This window comes from Pseudomonas sp. A-RE-19 (assembly GCF_019956555.1).
Taxonomy (GTDB): Bacteria; Pseudomonadota; Gammaproteobacteria; order Pseudomonadales; family Pseudomonadaceae; genus Aquipseudomonas.
In genome coordinates this window covers 35,582-52,618 of the sequence record NZ_JAHBDQ010000017.1, presented here as the reverse complement: position 1 = coordinate 52,618, position 17,037 = coordinate 35,582, and the positions used below count along the sequence as shown (strand labels likewise).

The window sequence follows — 17,037 nt, the reverse complement described above, 5'->3', positions numbered from 1 at the left end:
AGCGCAGGCTTATCTTCGGGAGCGGGCTGAATAGGGAGTGTCAGTCGACATTTATGTTGTCTGACACACCGCCTTCGCGAGCAAGCCCGCTCCCACATGGATTGCGTTCAGGCAACAAGCCCCTTCACCACAATGCTTTGCGCACCTCAGGTATCAAGCACCTCAAACGTGACCTCTTCGGGATAGAACGCCACATACCCGCCAATCTGCGCGACTGATACCTTCGGGTGCTCATAACTCCACACCGCATTGGCACCTTCATGCCCGGGGATTTGCAGACTGAAATAGCTGGCATCGCCCTTGTACGGGCAATAGCTGGTGTGGTCGGTGCGGGCGAAATATTGCTCGGCGATGTCCTCCCGCGGGATGTAGTACACCGGAGGATAATTGGCCTCATGCATGACCAGCGCCCGAGTGGACGACGCCACTTGAATGCCATGGAACTTCACCACCACGCAGCCGGGTTGAGGGGTGATGGCGATGGGATTACCGGGACCTGGGACTTTCATGGGATAGCTCCTCTGTTACAACGGCGAAGATCCAATATGGAGCGCAGGCTTGCTCGCGATGGGCAGCATAGCCCTCACACACCTTTACCAGGAACCATCAGGTATAACGCATGTTCCGGCGACGCGACGGTTTCGCAGCCGAACGGGTGCATGCTTGCTCGCAGAGCCAGTGCTGTCGAAATCCCGCTTGGCGTTGGAGTTGAAACCATAGACGTGTCGTCGGCGCGAGTCTCCAGGTTGGCACCGCCATTGGCGCCAGGTTGATCGTGGTGGATTGACCACAGTCATCAACGGCAACAGCTAAAGCTGTACATCCATACAGATAATGATTGCTCCATCGCTCATCAACCGCCATTCTGTGCACCTCTCGAACACTGATCGATGATGGTGGTTATGCGGCTGTACCTCTGTGAAAAACCTTCCCAGGCCAAAGACATCGCGGCCGTGCTCGGCGCCAGGCGCCGGGGCGATGGCTGCTGGCTGGGAACGGACGTCACGGTGACCTGGTGCATCGGCCATCTGCTGGAAACCGCACCGCCGGATGCCTATGACGCGCGTTACAAGCGCTGGGTGCTGGCGGATCTGCCGATCATTCCCGAAAAATGGAAGATGACCGTCAAACCGCGCACGGCCAACCAGTACAAGGCGGTCAAGCGCTTGCTCGGCGAGGCCAGTGAGCTGGTGATTGCCACCGACGCCGATCGCGAAGGCGAGATGATCGCCCGGGAACTGGTGGAACATTGCCGTTATCGCGGGCCGATCCGGCGATTGTGGCTGTCGGCGCTGGACGATGCATCGATCCGCAAGGCACTGGCGGCGCTCAAGCCGGGGGCCGAGACGTTCAGTCTTTATCATTCAGCATTGGGGCGCTCCCGGGCCGACTGGTTGATCGGGATGAACATGAGTCGGCTGTTCACCCTGCTGGGGCGCCAGTCCGGTTATCAGGGCGTATTGCCGGTCGGTCGGGTGCAGACGCCGACCCTGCGCCTGGTGGTGGATCGCGACCGCAGCATCGCCGATTTCATCCCGGTGGCTTATTGGGCTATCGACGTGCAACTGCTGCACGACGGCACCGCGTTCACCGCCCAGTGGCGTGCCGCTTCGGACGCTTGCGACGATCAGGACCGTTGTCTGAATCAGGCCCTGGCTCAGAAAGCGGCGACCGCCATTAGCGGTGCGGCGAGCGCTCGGGTGATTAAACTGCGCACCGAGCGGATGCGCGAAGTCGCGCCTTTGCCGTTCGATCTGGGCACCCTGCAGGAAGTCTGCTCGAAGAAGCTCGGGCTCGGTGCTCAGGAAACCCTCGACATCGCCCAGGCGCTGTACGAAACCCACAAAGTCATCACCTACCCGCGCAGCGACTGCGGTTATCTGCCTCTGAGTCAGCACAGCGAAGCCCCGGGTATTCTGGCGGCGCTGCGGCAGGCCGACCCGGCCCTGAACGCCTTGCACGACTATCTGGAGCCCCAGCGCCGCTCACGGGCCTGGAACGACGCCAAGGTCAGCGCTCACCACGGAATTATCCCCACGGCGGCGGCGAAAAACCTCGACCGGTTGGTGGGCAAACAACGGGCGGTCTACACCCTGATTCGTGCGCGATACCTGGCGCAGTTCCTGCCCAATCATGAGTACGACCGGACCCAGGCCGACTTCGACTGTGCCGGTGAAGCCTTGCGTGCCGTGGGCAAGCAGATTGTCGAGCCCGGCTGGAAACGCGCCCTGCCCGAAGCCCTCGCACCTGCCAAGGGCCGCGAAGCACCGGCACCGCAAACCCTGCCGGCACTGGCCGAAGGGCGTGACTGCGCGGTGGCCGACGTGAAGCTCAAGGACCTCTGGACCCAGCCGCCCAAGCCGTTCACCGAAGGCGATCTGATCAAGGCGATGAAGAACGTCGCCAAACTGGTGGAAGATCCGCTGCTCAAGCAAAAGCTCAAGGACACCACCGGCATCGGCACCGAAGCCACCCGCGCCTCGATCATCCAGGGCCTGCTCGACCGCGGTTATCTGGTCAAGAACGGCAAGGCCCTGGCCGCGACGCCGGCAGCGTTCAGCCTGATCGATGCCGTGCCGCGCGCCATTGCCGACCCCGGCACCACGGCAATCTGGGAACAGGCCCTGGACATGGTGCAGAGCGGTGAAATGAGCCTGGAAGAATTCGTCACCAAACAGGCCGCGTGGATGAGCAAACAGGTGGCCCGTTGCGCCGGCCTGAACCTGACCATCAGTGGGCCGGCAAGCCCGGCCGGACGAGGCGCCACACCGTGGAAAAACAAACGCAAACCCGCCAAACGCAAGCCCTCGACCGGCACCAAACGCGCGGCGAAACCAAGTTGAAACAAAGGCTAAGGGCATGAAGAGGACATGTAGGAGCTGCCGAAGGCTGCGATCTTTTGGCGTCTTGAAAGGCGCTGGAAGATCAAGATCAAAAGATCGCAGCCTTCGGCAGCTCCTACACTGATTGGCATCAGGCAACAGCCCTGCTTCCTGAAAAGGTACGACCATGACGACAATCAGGAGCCAACCCTCGATAGAACTGCACGTTGCTCATCGCGACGAACTGGAAACCATCGAAAACCTGATGCAGTTCTACATGTACGACTTCAGCGAATGGCTGCCGCTGAAACTCGGCGAACATGGCCTCTTCAATATCCAGCCCAAACTGGATTACTGGCGCAACCCGGCAACCCGGCCTTTTCTGATCAAGGTTGACGGGGAGCTTGCCGGTTTCGTGACCGTGGATAATGAAACCCATATCGTCGGCGCCGAGCACAACATCGGCTACTTTTTTGTCAGTCGACGCTTTCGTGGCCAAGGCGTCGCGAAGTTTGTCGTCTCTGCCCTCTTGAGTCGCTTCCTCGGTCAATGGCAGATTTTCCACATCGATGCCAACCAGCCTGCGCGACTGTTCTGGGCCAAGGTGATACCTGATTTCACGGGTGGCGAGTTCACCCTGCATCACCTGCCGATCGACGGTTATCCATGCACCGTTTACCACTTTGAAAGATCGCAGCCTTCGGCAGCTCCTGCGGGGTAAGCGTAAGTCCCGTAGGAGCGAGCGATGCGGCGATCTTGACGATTTCAACGACGCCACAGCCAGCCACACCTGACTTTCTAATTCCAAAACCACTTTGTCCGACAATATGTAGTGAACAAAAATAATCACTACAAAACCGTTGACGCCTCCGATTTGCCCTTGCATGATGCAGACGTCTCCCCGATCGGGAGTACAGGCAACACGTTTGAGCAAGCTCGTCTGACCGCCGAGCTGTTTTTCCCGGATACACGCTGCCCACAAGGCAGATTGAAGAAGCTGACCTGGCCTGAACGTCCAGTACAAGGGCGAGAAGCGCTGGCGATCAATCCTCATGAAGCTTGTGGCCGACCCTGAAAATGTCGGCAGTGGCCTCCAGGTTTTCGCTGCTTCTCTTCGTTGTGACGCTATTGCGTAGCAGTTATTCAACACGACTACATGCAACAGATGCGGGACCCCGTCGTATTGACGGCTGACCGCTGACGTCCTGGTTTCGGTGCCAGGGATCAACTAACCGATGGGCTACCTGTATTAGCGAATCAACTTTGAAAGATCACCAAATGGTCAAGGGGCTTACAATGAATCTGAACAATCAACCTACTATCGATGAACTGGCTCGCTTGTTCGCTGCGCAAAAAGACAGCCAGGACAGCCACATTCTGTGGATCAGCAAATCGGGCCAGGTTCATATCGACTGCCTGTCGCCCCATGCCCACGAAGAAGAGTTCGACCGGAACAACCAGAACCTGCTCGCCCGACTGAAGATGTACCGTCGTGGCCAGGGTTATGTCGGCAAGAAAGCCGCGGCCGACAAGGACTTCATTGGTAATGTGCTGCAAACGCTGAAACAGGCGTGGGCATCGATGCAGAACCAGAATGAAGTTCGGGTGATTGATCGGTTGTACTGATTCCCCACAAAAGATTTACCGCCATCAATAAAAGGCCCCGCTCGTGTCATCGAGCGGGGCCTTTTTTATTTGCCTGCGACACCTGCGACACCACTCAGTCAAAGGAACAGAGCTATGGTTAACAGAGCGCTGGAGATCGGTTTATTCAATGGAGGCTTGCGATGAAAAGAATCCTGACATTCATGCTACTGGCGTTGGCGAGTGCAGTTCATGCGAACAGCGTGCCCGGCGTTCCTGCCTTCGATGTGGACTGCCCCGGGAAAATCATGGTCCACGCCGACCAGGATGGTCCGGTCATGATCAACAGCAAAGAAGCCGAGATCAAAATGATCAATGATCGCCTTTTCGAGGCCAAGGGGCCGGACATAACGATCTCGATCAGCATCGCCGATGACGACTCGGTTGCCGTGACCTACACCAGCAAGAAAGGCGGCAATGGCATCTGCCAGTCCGTGGATGATTGATCTACGCGATGGCGTTGCCGGCCATCACCAGGTTTGCGAACGCCACCGACGCGGCACTGTGATAGTTGTTCTTCCTGCGCAACAACGCCGCGTCGCGCCGGGGCGCTTCGCCTTGTAATTCAATCCGGCGCAATGCCCGTTCCGCAGTGGCGATGGGTTCCGGGAGGATGGTGGCCATTGGCGTGTGGCGAATGACCTCCAACAGCGTACTCACCGAGTTCACCTCGATCGCCACCTTGGGCGTGATGTTCTGTTGCCGAAAATACCCGTCGATGGAGGATCGGGTGATGAAGTCCGGCGTCAGCAACGCGAACTCCAGTTGCGCCACCTCCTTTGGCGATAGCGGGCTCCGGCGCTCGTATAACGGATGACTGTGCCCGACCATCACGCCCAAGGTCTCGACAAACGCCGGCAGGCACTCGATGTCGGGACTTCTCACCGGTGTAAAGGCGATGGCGATGTCCAGCGAGTCATCGACCAGCCCCGCCTCGATGTCATCCATCGATAACTCGAAAATCTGCAGATGGATGTTCGGAAACTTCGCCACGTAATCGCGCACCAGCGGCCCAACCAGGTACGCCATGAATGTCGGTGTCATGGCCAGCCGCAAAGTGCCGCGAGACAAGTCCTTCACGTCATGCAGCGCGCGTTTCCCCGCTTCAAGTTCCACCAGCACCCGACGGGCGCATTCGATGTAGGCCTGCCCTGCGTCGGTCGGTTTGACCGTGCGCGAAGTACGGTCGAACAGGCTCACGCCCAGCGTTTCCTCCAGTTGCCGGATCTGCTGGGACAGCGTCGGCTGGGAGACGTGCAACGCTTCGGCCGCACGGGTAAAGCCGCCGTGGTCGGCGACCGCCAGCAAGTAGCGCAGATGTCGGAGCAGCATGGGGTACACCATCTATAGGCAGGACTTATGTAAAGCATTGTATATCGGTCTTGGACGCTATGGATTACTCGACCGAAGATGGCTCCACTTTCCAGCCACAACCGATAGGAGTCACACCATGCAACAGTCCCACGCTTACCAGGACCTCAGTCTGGCCCTGACCACTTCGATTCTCGATGCCAAGGCGCGCAAGAATCTGTCCTGGCAGGATTTGACTGACGGCACCGGTCTGGGCCTGGCCTATGTCACCGCTGCCCTGCTCGGCCAACATCCGCTGCCGGAAGCCGCCGCCAAGGTGATAGGCGAGAAGCTCGAGCTGGACGCCGACGCCGTCGCCCGCCTCCAAATCATTCCGCTGCGCGGCAGCCTCTCGGGTGTCCCGACCGACCCGACCATCTACCGCTTCTACGAAATGATCCAGATCTACGGCACCACGCTCAAAGCCCTGGTGCACGAGCAATTCGGCGACGGCATCATCAGCGCGATCAACTTCAAGCTGGACATGAAGAAAGTTGAAGACCCGGAAGGTGGTTCCCGCGCGGTGATTACCCTGGACGGTAAATTCCTGCCGCTGCGTCCTTTCTGAAATAGCCCGCACCGACTAATGCCAGTCAGTTAAGAATTTGCCCCCCTGTGGGAGCGAGCCTGCTCGCGATGGCGGAGGGTCAGCCAACATTGATTCCGAATGTACCGCCGTCATCGCGAGCAGGCTCGCTCCCACATGGATTGTGCCTAGCTAACTGGCATTAGCCCCCCTCATTCGTTGCAAGGAAATCAGCCATGAAAGCGCTCATCGAAGGTTTATTGAAGTTTCAGAACGAAGCCTTTGTACAACGTACCGATCTGTTCAAGCACCTGGCCACCACCCAGCATCCCGGCACCTTGTTCATCACCTGTTCCGACAGCCGCGTAGTGCCGGAACTGCTGACCCAGCAAGAGCCCGGCGAACTGTTCGTGGTGCGTAATGCCGGCAATATCGTGCCCTCTTACAGCCCGCATCCCGGCGGTGTGTCGGCCACGGTCGAATATGCGGTCGCGGTACTGGGCGTGACGGACATCGTGATCTGCGGGCATTCGGACTGTGGCGCCATGACCGCCATCGCCCAGTGCAAATGCATGGATCACTTGCCCGCCGTCAGTGGCTGGTTGCAGCACGCCGAGTCGGCCAAGGTGATCAACGAATCCCGCCCGCACGCCAGCGCTGCAGCCAAGGTGAATTCGATGGTCCGGGAAAATGTCATCGCCCAACTGGCGAATATCCAGACCCACCCGAGCGTGCGTCTGGCCCAGGAAAAGGGCCTGCTGAATCTGCATGGTTGGGTTTATGACATCGAGACCGGTTCGGTTGATGCTCTGGATGCCAGCCGTCGCAACTTCGTGTCGCTGGCCGAGCACCCGGACACCTGTGCGGTGTATGGTCAGGCGGTCGAAGCCGCCTGAAGGCTTCACCCGCCCGACCAGGCTTGGCGCAGCGTTACAAAGTGGGCACGCGCGCGACTACGCCCGTCTTCAGTTCCCGACCGGGAAGGTGACACTCACATGATCGCCACTGTCATTTATCGTCAATCTTTGTAGACGATTGTGACCGACGCTCGGAAGACTCTTCGGCATTGGGCGCTTCTGGAAAACTGCCCGGCGTGAACACGTGAGTGAGCAATTCGCTGGCGTCGATGTCAACGACACCCTGAACCGAACGGGCCAGAGTAACAGCATGCTCACACTGTCTATGGGTGTTGACGCGACCGCTCAATGCGACCCTGCCTGCATGGGTTTTGACATGAACATGCAGGCCAAGGGTTGAGTCGGCCAATGCCAGGGCCGACTTCACTCTGGTGGTAATCCACGCGTCGTGAACGACCGATTCCAGATCATGAGAGTAATGTTGAAAGGAGTTAAGTTTCATGGCGCAACCCTCTTTCACGTAATCAGATGCACTGCCCGTCCCCACGCAGACACGGACACACATTAAGTATAGTGCGGCCGTTGCCTGCGGTCGGGGGACTGTCCCTGATGCCGATAAGATCTAAGAGCGATAAATACCCTGTGGGAGTGGGCTTGCTCGCGAAGACGGCGGCACATTCAACTATGATGTCGCCTGACACACCGCTTTCGCGAGCAAGCCCGCTCCCACAGGTTTACGCGGCTGTTCTGGAGTGCCGTCTCAGCGTTTGACCGACAGATCCGTCTGGGTCATGCGACTGCGGATGGTGAACACGCCATCCCCCGAGAGAATCGCGCTGCGCGCGAACAGGCGGCCGCTCTCCCAGTTCGAAAGCCCCAGTTCCGGCTTGTTCAGCGCGTACTGCCCGTCGACCCAGCGAGTAATCCCGTTGCCGACAAAAGGCGCGTTGACCGCGTTGTAGAAACGCTCCTGCGCTTGTGCATCTTCACTGATCAACGACACGGTGAATTGCGGGCTGTAGCGATTGAACAAGGCGATGGCCTGGTCCAGGTCGTCGACGATCTTCAGGCTGACTTCCGGGGTTTCTTCCCATTCCCACTCGCGACCCAATTGATCCTCGGGCAACGGCTCGGCCAACGCTTCGGTCCGGTAGCCATCAGCGCGGTACACCTCGACGCTCGCGGTCTGCCAATCAGTTGGCAAATGCTGCTCGCTACCCTCGACGATATGCAACTTGCAGCCCTGGCCCCGAGCCGTGCCGGCCTGTTGCAGCGCATTGAGAAACAACGGCACCAGTTCGGCGACGCGGTCGCGGTGGATCAGGCAAACATTCAGGGTGTTGCAGACTTTGCGGTCCAGCGAGTTGCGCACCACGGCGGCAAAGCGTTGGGCATCGGCGTGTTTGTCGGCGATCAGCCATGCGCCACCGGTGCCGTGCAGGCTGACGGCGGTGCCGGCCTGTTGGGCGATACTGCCCAGCTGGCTGACCGCACGCCCCGAACCACGGGCCACGGCCAGCGACAAGCGTCGGTCGGCGAACATTGCCCAACCGGCGGCGTGATTGACGCTTTCGACCAATGACACCGCGCCGGTTGGCAACCCGGCATCGCTCAATGCCGGATTCAATGCATGGGTGACGATGGCCTGGGCGGTGCCCAATGCATCGCTGCCAATGCGCAGTACCGCCGTGTTACCGGTGCGCAATACACCGGCGGCATCGGCAAAGACATTCGGCCGGCCTTCGAACACGAACGCGACGATGCCCAGCGGCGAGACCACTTGCTCGACTTTCCAGCCGTCGTGCTCGACGCAACTCACCACCTTGCCCCGCGTGGCCGGTGCATCGCGCCAGGCCCTGAGGCCTGCGATCATGTCGCCGCGCATGCGCTCATCGGCCAGCAATCGCGTGGTGGAACGCCCGCGCGCCTTGGCGCGCTCGATATCGGCCAGGTTAGCGGCCGCAATCAAGGCCCAGCATTCCGGGGTTTCCAGGCGTTGCGCAAAGCGATCGAAGAACTCGCTGATGGCGTGATCCGAAACGCTGGACATCGCAGCGAACGCCACTTCGGCGCGCTCGATGGCGACCGCCGCCGCTTGCTGGTCCGCCACCGGGATCAGCAACAATTCGCCGCTGACCTGCTCCACCAGCAGATGGTCACCGGGCTGAAAGCGCGCCGCCAGTTCGGGGCTGACGACTGTGACACGATTACCGGCAAAAGGGATCGGCGTGCCAGCGACTAGACGTTCGAGCGCAAGAGACATGAATCGGTTTCACCATGCAGGGGGGGGCGGTCGGAAAATGTATAGCAAATTTCCCGGAGCGTCATTATCAACGCCCGCCCACACCGCCTTAGAACACCGACCAGCCAATCCGCTGACTCAACAGTTCCAGCGCCGCCATCCCGGCCAGGGAGTTGCCGGCGGTATTCAATTCCGGGGACCAGACGCACACGGTGAACTGCCCCGGCACCACCGCGACAATGCCCCCGCCCACGCCGCTCTTGCCCGGCAGCCCGACGCGATAGGCAAAGTTGCCTGCTTCGTCGTACAGCCCGCTGGTGGCCATGATCGAGTTGACTTGCTGGGTCTGGCGGGCGCTGAGGATCTGTGCACCGCTGTGTTTGCAGAAACCGTCATTGGCCAGGAAGCAGAACGCCCGGGCCAGATCCACGCAACTCATGCGCAGTGCGCAGTGGCTGAAGTAGCTGCGCAGCACGGCTTCGACGTCGTTATGGAAGTTGCCGAACGATTGCATCAGATAAGCCATGGCCGCGTTGCGCGCGCGGTGCTGGTATTCCGACTCGGCAACCTTGCCGTCCACCATGACATTCGGGTTGCCGGACAGACGGCGCACGAAATCACGCATCGACAACGCCGGCGCGGCAAAGCGTGACTGGTTGATATCGCAGATCACCAACGCACCGGCATTGATGAAGGGATTGCGTGGGCGCCCGCGCTCGAACTCCAGCTGTACCAGCGAGTTGAACGGCTGGCCGGACGGCTCATGGCCCAGGCGCTCCCAAATCGCTTCGCCGGAATGCTCGATGGCCTGCACCAGGCTGAACACCTTGGAAATACTCTGCACCGAGAACGGCGTATCGGCATCGCCCGCGCAGAACAGCTCGCCGTCGTTGCCATACACGGCAATGCCCAACTGATTGGCCGGCACCGTGCCGAGGGCGGGAATGTAGTCAGCCACTTTGCCCTGACCGATCAACGGTCGGACTGCGTCAAGGATCTCGTTCAACAGCGCTTGCATGCCGGGTTCCGAAGTCTCGCCCCATGGGATTGCGGGGACACTGTCGCTAGACGCCGCAGGTCGACGCCGGATCACAGTTTTATATGGGAATGTATCTGTCGCGGCCCGGGATACATGAACTTGCGCCGGGTGACCTTTCGGACATACCGCCCACACACCCGATTGAAACACTCCTGCCGTCTGCCGACCACCGGCAAGAGTTTTCGGCGATCGTCGTTCAACTGCAGGGCAAGGTCGCTCCCACATTGATCTTGCGTTCGGCTCGAAGCCACGTATCAGAGTGTGTACAGCCCCGCTCCCGACACACCAACCGCCCGAAACACCGCGCCAGCGACACACCGCAGATACACCGGTTCGATGAAATGCACCTGTCGATTGGCCCCCCGCCGATCAAATCCCGGAGATAACGCCCATGAACACCTCTCTCTCATCGGCCGTCAAAGGCCTGCACCTGAATCTCGACCGTACCGGCAGCTGGATCGCGCCCCTGACCTTACGGGTGTTTCTGGCCTGGGAATTTTTCGAGTCAGGCCTGGAGAAGTGGAACGGCCAGAACTGGTTCGCCGACATCCAGAACAACTTGCCGTTTCCCTTCAACCATGTGCCGGCCACGCTGAACTGGGAACTGGCAATGTGGGCCGAACTGATCGGCGCCCTCGCCCTGCTGGTGGGCCTGGGAACACGCATTTCGGCAATCAGCCTGATCGTGGTCACGGTCGTCGCGACCGCGGCCGTTCACTGGCCAGCCGATTGGTCTACATTGAGTGAACTTGCCCAGGGTTATGCCATCAGCAATAAAGGCCACGGCAATTTCAAACTGCCGCTGATCTACCTCGCCGCCCTCATGCCGTTGTTGCTCTCGGGAGCCGGCAAGCTCAGCGTGGATGCGTTGTTGGCTCGATACTTCTGGCGGCGCAGTCACCGCTGATACGCCAGCGTCTCGATAACCTACACAACTTATGTAAAGGAGCCATCATGAGCGTGACCACCCAATGGATCGAGATCACCAGCGCCGAAGGCACATTCGGCGCTTACCTGGCCATCCCTCACACCCGTAAAGGTCCGGGAATCGTACTGATTCAGGAAATCTTCGGCGTCAACGAGCACATCCGCTCGGTCGCCGAGCAGTACGCCGCCGATGGTTACCTGGTCATCGCTCCGGATCTGTTCTGGCGCAACGGCCACCGTATCGAACTGGGCTACGACGAAGCTGGCTGGAAACGCGCCGTCGAGCTGATGAACGCCACCGACGTTACCAAAGCGCAGGCCGACATCAAACTGGCCATCGACACCCTGAAGGCGCAGCCAGGGCTGGACGGCAGAATCGCTTCGATCGGTTTCTGCTTCGGCGGCATGCTGTCGTACAACACCGCGGCCAATGGTTTCGTGGATGTAGCGATCGTCTACTACGGCGGCGGTATTCAGAACCAACTGGATCGCGCCGGTGAAATCAAGATTCCGATGCTGATGCACTTCGGCGAAAAGGACAGCCATATCCCCATCGAGGCGGTGAAGCAAATCGCCGAGCGTTTCGAGTTCAACGACGACGTCGATATCCAGGTTTATCCCGGAGCCGAACATGGCTTCAACTGCTCGCACCGTGACAGCTACAACCAGCGGGCGGCGGTTGAGGCCCATAGCAATACGTTGCTGTTCTTGAGTCAGAACCTGTAAGGGCTGAAAGTCGGGATTTGCGACATAAACCATCGGCGAGCATTCAATTGCAGAACCCAATATGGACAACCTCTCGACACCCAGACCAGCCTCACTGCGCATCCCTTCCACGGTCTGGGCCCTGGGGTTCGTCAGCCTGTTCATGGACCTGTCTTCAGAACTGGTGCACAGCCTGCTGCCGGTGTTTCTGGTCACCACCTTGGGCGCCAGCGCGTTGACCGTCGGCGTGATCGAGGGCATCGCCGAGGCCACCGCGATGGTGACCAAGATATTCTCCGGCGCCATCAGCGACTTCATCGGCCGGCGCAAAGGCCTGCTGTTGATGGGCTATGGTCTGGCAGCCTTGTCGAAACCGCTCTTCCCCCTCGCGCACTCGGTGGATGTGGTGTTCACCGCGCGCTTTCTTGATCGCATCGGCAAAGGCATTCGTGGCGCGCCGCGAGATGCGCTGGTTGCCGACGTGGCACCTGCCGAAATCCGCGGCGCCTGCTTTGGCTTGCGCCAGTCGATGGACACCGTGGGGGCCATTCTTGGCCCGGTCATGGCTATCGTGCTGATGCTCTGGCTCGGGCAGATCCATCTGGTGTTGTGGTTTGCCGTGATCCCGGCGGTGATATCGGTGGCGCTGATTGTCGGCGGGGTCAAAGAGCCGACCACTGTCGCTGGCGACCACACCTTTCGCTCGCCGATTCACTGGAAGGTTCTGCGGGATTTTTCACGCAGTTATTGGTGGGTCGTGATCGTTGGCGGGCTCTTCACGCTGGCCCGTTTCAGCGAGGCCTTTCTGGTATTGAAAGCGCAGCAAGTCGGCCTGACGGCCACCTGGGTGCCGCTGGTGATGGTGGTCATGTCGCTGCTTTATGCCGTATCCGCCTACCCTGCCGGCTGGTTGTCCGACCGGATCAGCCGCACCAAATTGCTGTGTGTCGGCATGGGATTGCTGATCCTGGCAGACCTGTTACTGGCGCAAGCGAACTCGATCATGAGCATGCTGCTGGGCGTGGCCCTGTGGGGGCTGCACATGGGCTTCAGCCAGGGCATTCTCGCGACGCTGGTTGCCGATACCGCCCCCGAACATCTCAGGGGTACGGCGTTCGGCCTGTTCAATCTAATCAGCGGTGTGTGCCTGTTGATTGCCAGTGTGCTCGCCGGCGCGCTGTGGGAGACCTCGGGCTCGGCCAGCACCTTCATCGTCGGGGCGGGGCTGGCGGCCGTGGCGTTGGTGTTGCTTCTTGTACGTAAGCCCTAGTCCTCATCCGCTGCGAAGCCATGCTGCAAATCCTCAATCGGCATGCTGCCATGTGTGGGCCTTGCACTTGCAGGGGCAGGCCGGACAAAACACTGCTCGATAACCTTCACCCCCCATTGCTGCCCCTCTTGCTCCTGCTCCAACGTGAAACCAACGTCTTCATACAGTTTGCGAGCCGCATCAAGACCTTTGAACGTCCAGAGCCGCGTGGCACAAAAGCCCCATTCATCACAGAACTTCATTGCTTCAGCCAATAAGCGTTTGCCTGCGCCCTTGCCTCGCGCCGAGTCATCAAGAATGAAGCAGCGCAGAATCGCTTCGCCGCCCTCTCCTTCGCCGTCTATCGCGATGGAGCCGACAATTCGCTGACCATCCAAGGCCACCCAGACCTCGTTGCGCGGATTGTGCAAACGCCCCATCAACTCCGCCATGTCTGACGCAACCAGACTTTCAAACGGCTGGCCGAAGTTCGCATGCCTTGCGTAGTAATCGGCATGCATTTCCACAATTCGACCGATTATTCCGGGTCGGTAGCCCCGAGCGATGTCCAGCGGCGCCGTGGGCCGCGGCTCTGTACCCAGTCGCCGGGCTTGCAGAGCAACGGCATAGTTGGCGATGCCCTCACTCACCACCCGCTGTTGCTCACCGGTCAAGTGAGTCATGGCGGCGCTCACCTGTTCCCTGGCGAATGAATCAATGGCTCGCAGGGTCTTCTGGCCCTGCGCCGTGAGTCGCAGCTTCTTGGAGCGCGCGTCATCCTCGTGCGGGATTTCTTCGATCTCGCCGGCCTCAATGAGCTTGCGCACCATACGGCTGACGCTGGATTTTTCCAGGCCGAGCAGCTCCACAAGCTCCCCTGCCGTCAGCGAATCCCGCGCCCCAATTTCCACGATCGTGTGAACGGATGAGGGCGGATAGTCCGTCGCGGCCAGGGTGGCTTGCATGAACCCCAACTCTCGTACCATGAGACGTGACGCCGAGCGGACTTGGTTAATCAGGTCTGATTGGGAATGGGTCACGGCAAGCACCTCGAACGAAACGATCAGTTAGTTGTATAGCACAACCAAATAATCGTCAATTGAGCGATTGCTGCCGCTGATCGAAACGGGCTCGCCGACGGGTCTGTTTATGTCGATGAGTTAAGCGCCACCGCGGCGCGAATCAGCGTCTTCAAGGCGTCTTCATCAATTCTCTCGCCCTCATGGAGATCGATGGCGCGTCGGGTGTTGCCGTCGAGGCTGGCGTTGAACAGGCCTGAAGGGTCCTCCAGCGAGGCGCCCTTGGCGAAGGTCATCTTCACGACGCTCTTGTACGTCTCGCCAGTGCAAATGATGCCGGCGTGCGACCACACCGGAACCCCTCGCCACTTCCACTCCTCGACCACGTCGGGGTCGGCCTGCTTGATGAGCATCCGAACCCGCGCGAGTGTCTCGCCCCGCCAGTCACTCAGCGTCTGGATTTTTGCGTCTATCAACTCAGAGACAGTGCCTCCCTCCTCATCTTCCTTTGTGTCGATCTTCTTCATGATGGTTGTCACTCCTCAGGGTGGTCATCAAACGTACAGCCCATAGTTCATATCTGTGCGTTATAGCGCTGTTCACAATGGATATATCCGCACTCCAGCATTCGGCTACCGTCATCGTATATGACGTGATCGCGCAAGCTCTGCTGACTTTGCTGCGATATGCCCCCAACATGAGGAAACCATGATGAGTTCCCATAAAGCCATCGCTGCTCTGTTGACCTTGGTCAGCGTAGCCTTCCTGGCACCTACCGCCCTGGCCGAGGAAGCAGGTTTCATTGCCGCCACCTCATCCGAACTCAAATGGAAAGCCGCGCCGTCGATAGGGCCTGGCGCAATGATCGCAGTGATTGAAGGTGACCTGAAAGCCGCCGAGCCCTTCACCCTGCGCTTGAAGCTGCCAGCAAATACAAAAATCGGCGTGCATACCCATCCCGTGACCGAACGCGTAACCGTTATCTCGGGCATCTTCTACTTCGCCACCGGAGATAAATTCGATCCGGCACGTGCCAAGGCCTATCAACCGGGTGACACCCTGATCATTCCCGTCGGAATGTCGATGTACGGCGCCAGTCGAGAACAGGAAACCGTACTCCAACTCCACGGCACGGGGCCTTGGGGGATCACCTACGTCAACCCGGCGGACGACCCCAGGAACAGCAAAATGTAGCGTCCCGCCCCAGAAATATCACCCCTGAGAAACGCTTTTGAAATCCGGCAACCGGGTACTGTCCGTCGATGAAGGGACAGCAATAATGTCCGCTTGGACCCTCTCGCGCTTCTCTTCTACGCCCTCCCCGTCAAGCGCTTTGTGCATCTTTACCGTGTCCAGCGCCCCCACCCATTTGGCAATGGCCATTGTCCCGACGCCGTTGCCGATGGTGTTGGTGATCGCGCGCGCTTCCGACATGAACCGGTCGACGCCCAAGAGCAGCACCATGCCCGCCACCGGAATGGTGCCGAGGGACGATAACGTTGCCGCCAGAATGATGAATCCAGAACCGGTGACACCGGCAGATCCCTTGGATGTGAACATCAGCACCGCCAGTACGATCAACTGATCCATCAGGGTCAGCGGGGTGTTCGTTGCCTGCGCGATGAAGATGGCAGCGATGGTGTAATAAATCGCCTGCCCGTCCGGGTTGAAGGTCAGGCCCGAAGGAATAATCAGGCCGGCGACGGGTTTGGAAACACCGGCCTTTTCCATCTTGGAAATCATCTGCGGTAGTACCGACTCCGAAGAGCTGGTGCCGAGCACGGTGAACAGTTCCTCCTTGATGAATTTCAGAAACTTCCACAGGCTGAAGCCGCTGTAGCGACAGATTGGGCCCAGTACAAAAATCACGAATACAGCACAAGTCAGGTAAACACAGGCCATCAGCTTGCCGAGTGAGAACAGCGAACCAAAGCCGTATTTTCCGATGGTGAAGGCAATCGCCCCAAAGGCACCAATGGGGGCCAGACGCATGACCATGTTGACGATGCGAAACATACCCTGCATCAGGCTGTCCAGCGTGTCGACGAACGCCTTGGCACGAGGTCCGACATGCGCCAGGGCAATGCCCAGCAGAATGGAGAACAGCAATATTTGCAGCACGTTGCCTTTGGCGAAGGCATCCACGATGGTGTCGGGGATGATGTTCATCACAAAGTCCATGAACGACGCATGCTTCACGGCGGAGGTGTAGGTGGCCAGGCTGGACGTATCCAGCGTGGCGACATCGATGTTCATGCCAGCACCGGGCTTGAACACATCGACAACGACCAGCCCGACGACCAGCGCCAGGGTGGATACCACTTCGAAATAGATCAGCGCACGAAAGCCGACGCGACCCAGCTCTTTCATGTTCTCCATGCGCGCAATACCCGTGACTACCGTCAGGAAGATCACCGGGGCAAGGAGCATTTTGATCAGCTTGATAAACGCGTCGCCCAAGGGCTTGAGCGCTGTTCCGGTTTCGGGCACGAGCACTCCGACGATGGCGCCGAGGATGACGGCGATGAGCACTTGTACGTAGAGTTTGCCAAATATTCTTTTCATGACAGGGCCCTGATTTTTTATTGTTGTCAGGAAATGCCAAGGGGTCTGATCGGTGATCAGCCCCTCGGTGTTGTGCCGCAGTACTACTTTGA

18 protein-coding genes are annotated in these 17,037 nt (G+C 59.3%); 10 read left to right on the top strand and 8 right to left on the bottom strand.

Features of this window, described 5'->3' with window-relative positions:
• Nucleotides 1–146 precede the first annotated feature (146 nt).
• Nucleotides 147–509 carry a DUF427 domain-containing protein gene (locus KGB14_RS12890; RefSeq protein WP_223487150.1) on the bottom strand — a complete coding sequence of 121 codons (363 nt, stop codon included), beginning with the start codon at nucleotides 507–509 and terminating at the stop codon, nucleotides 147–149.
• 393 nt (nucleotides 510–902) lie between these two features.
• Here KGB14_RS12890 and KGB14_RS12885 point away from each other — a divergent pair, with 393 nt between their 5' ends.
• The 4 genes from KGB14_RS12885 (at nucleotide 903) to KGB14_RS12870 (ending at nucleotide 4,912) form a co-directional block, all read left to right on the top strand.
• Nucleotides 903–2,843, top strand: a complete 1,941-nt coding sequence (locus tag KGB14_RS12885) for a DNA topoisomerase III (RefSeq protein WP_223487260.1) — start codon at nucleotides 903–905, stop codon at nucleotides 2,841–2,843.
• A 166-nt stretch (nucleotides 2,844–3,009) separates the two neighbouring features.
• Nucleotides 3,010–3,543 (top strand): GNAT family N-acetyltransferase, encoded by a 534-nt coding sequence (locus KGB14_RS12880; protein WP_223487148.1) that lies wholly within the window; start codon nucleotides 3,010–3,012, stop codon nucleotides 3,541–3,543.
• A gap of 575 nt (nucleotides 3,544–4,118) precedes the next feature.
• Nucleotides 4,119–4,448 carry a hypothetical protein gene (locus KGB14_RS12875; protein ID WP_008072022.1) on the top strand — a complete coding sequence of 110 codons (330 nt, stop codon included), beginning with the start codon at nucleotides 4,119–4,121 and terminating at the stop codon, nucleotides 4,446–4,448.
• 161 nt (nucleotides 4,449–4,609) lie between these two features.
• Entirely contained in the window at nucleotides 4,610–4,912 is a 303-nt protein-coding gene (locus KGB14_RS12870) for a hypothetical protein (protein ID WP_223487146.1), read from the top strand.
• Between the two features lies 1 nt (nucleotide 4,913).
• Here the strand turns inward: KGB14_RS12870 and cynR are convergent, their stop codons facing one another.
• Entirely contained in the window at nucleotides 4,914–5,798 is an 885-nt protein-coding gene (cynR, locus tag KGB14_RS12865) for a transcriptional regulator CynR (protein WP_223487144.1), read from the bottom strand.
• A gap of 118 nt (nucleotides 5,799–5,916) precedes the next feature.
• Here cynR and cynS point away from each other — a divergent pair, with 118 nt between their 5' ends.
• Nucleotides 5,917–6,384 (top strand): cyanase, encoded by a 468-nt coding sequence (cynS, locus tag KGB14_RS12860; protein WP_223487142.1) that lies wholly within the window; start codon nucleotides 5,917–5,919, stop codon nucleotides 6,382–6,384.
• Nucleotides 6,385–6,578: 194 nt separating this feature from the next.
• Nucleotides 6,579–7,238, top strand: coding sequence for a carbonic anhydrase (locus KGB14_RS12855; protein WP_223487140.1), 660 nt, complete (start codon nucleotides 6,579–6,581; stop codon nucleotides 7,236–7,238).
• 112 nt (nucleotides 7,239–7,350) lie between these two features.
• Here the strand turns inward: KGB14_RS12855 and KGB14_RS12850 are convergent, their stop codons facing one another.
• From KGB14_RS12850 to glsB, 3 genes are all read right to left on the bottom strand, one after another.
• Entirely contained in the window at nucleotides 7,351–7,701 is a 351-nt protein-coding gene (locus KGB14_RS12850; RefSeq protein ID WP_223487138.1) for a BON domain-containing protein, read from the bottom strand.
• A gap of 258 nt (nucleotides 7,702–7,959) precedes the next feature.
• On the bottom strand, nucleotides 7,960–9,462 hold the full coding sequence (locus KGB14_RS12845; RefSeq protein WP_223487136.1) for an aldehyde dehydrogenase family protein: 1,503 nt from the start codon (nucleotides 9,460–9,462) through the stop codon (nucleotides 7,960–7,962).
• A gap of 88 nt (nucleotides 9,463–9,550) precedes the next feature.
• Complete coding sequence (glsB, locus tag KGB14_RS12840) at nucleotides 9,551–10,459, bottom strand: glutaminase B (protein ID WP_223487134.1); 909 nt, start codon at nucleotides 10,457–10,459, stop codon at nucleotides 9,551–9,553.
• Between the two features lie 412 nt (nucleotides 10,460–10,871).
• Between glsB and KGB14_RS12835 the strand changes: the two genes are divergently transcribed.
• The 3 genes from KGB14_RS12835 to KGB14_RS12825 all read left to right on the top strand — a co-directional run bounded on the left by KGB14_RS12835 (nucleotide 10,872) and on the right by KGB14_RS12825 (nucleotide 13,382).
• The gene (locus KGB14_RS12835; RefSeq protein ID WP_223487132.1) at nucleotides 10,872–11,387 is read left to right on the top strand and encodes a DoxX family protein; all 516 of its coding nucleotides are present in this window, start codon (nucleotides 10,872–10,874) and stop codon (nucleotides 11,385–11,387) included.
• Between the two features lie 47 nt (nucleotides 11,388–11,434).
• On the top strand, nucleotides 11,435–12,133 hold the full coding sequence (locus KGB14_RS12830) for a dienelactone hydrolase family protein (RefSeq protein WP_223487130.1): 699 nt from the start codon (nucleotides 11,435–11,437) through the stop codon (nucleotides 12,131–12,133).
• Nucleotides 12,134–12,194: 61 nt separating this feature from the next.
• Nucleotides 12,195–13,382, top strand: coding sequence for an MFS transporter (locus KGB14_RS12825; RefSeq protein WP_223487128.1), 1,188 nt, complete (start codon nucleotides 12,195–12,197; stop codon nucleotides 13,380–13,382).
• Here the strand turns inward: KGB14_RS12825 and KGB14_RS12820 are convergent.
• Together KGB14_RS12820 and KGB14_RS12815 are read right to left on the bottom strand one after the other, a co-directional pair.
• Nucleotides 13,379–14,347, bottom strand: coding sequence for a helix-turn-helix domain-containing GNAT family N-acetyltransferase (locus KGB14_RS12820; RefSeq protein ID WP_263294604.1), 969 nt, complete (start codon nucleotides 14,345–14,347; stop codon nucleotides 13,379–13,381). The two genes, KGB14_RS12825 and KGB14_RS12820, sit on opposite strands and share 4 nt — an antisense overlap.
• A 161-nt stretch (nucleotides 14,348–14,508) precedes the next feature.
• Nucleotides 14,509–14,907, bottom strand: a complete 399-nt coding sequence (locus tag KGB14_RS12815; RefSeq protein WP_223487124.1) for a DUF1801 domain-containing protein — start codon at nucleotides 14,905–14,907, stop codon at nucleotides 14,509–14,511.
• 184 nt (nucleotides 14,908–15,091) lie between these two features.
• Between KGB14_RS12815 and KGB14_RS12810 the strand changes: the two genes are divergently transcribed.
• A complete protein-coding gene (locus tag KGB14_RS12810; RefSeq protein WP_223487259.1) occupies nucleotides 15,092–15,574 on the top strand; it encodes a cupin domain-containing protein in 483 nt (160 codons plus the stop codon).
• Nucleotides 15,575–15,592: 18 nt separating this feature from the next.
• On the opposite strand, the gene KGB14_RS12805 is transcribed toward KGB14_RS12810, so the two are convergent.
• Nucleotides 15,593–16,945: a dicarboxylate/amino acid:cation symporter gene (locus KGB14_RS12805; protein WP_223487123.1), complete on the bottom strand. Its 1,353-nt coding sequence runs from the start codon at nucleotides 16,943–16,945 to the stop codon at nucleotides 15,593–15,595.
• Nucleotides 16,946–17,037 lie beyond the last annotated feature (92 nt).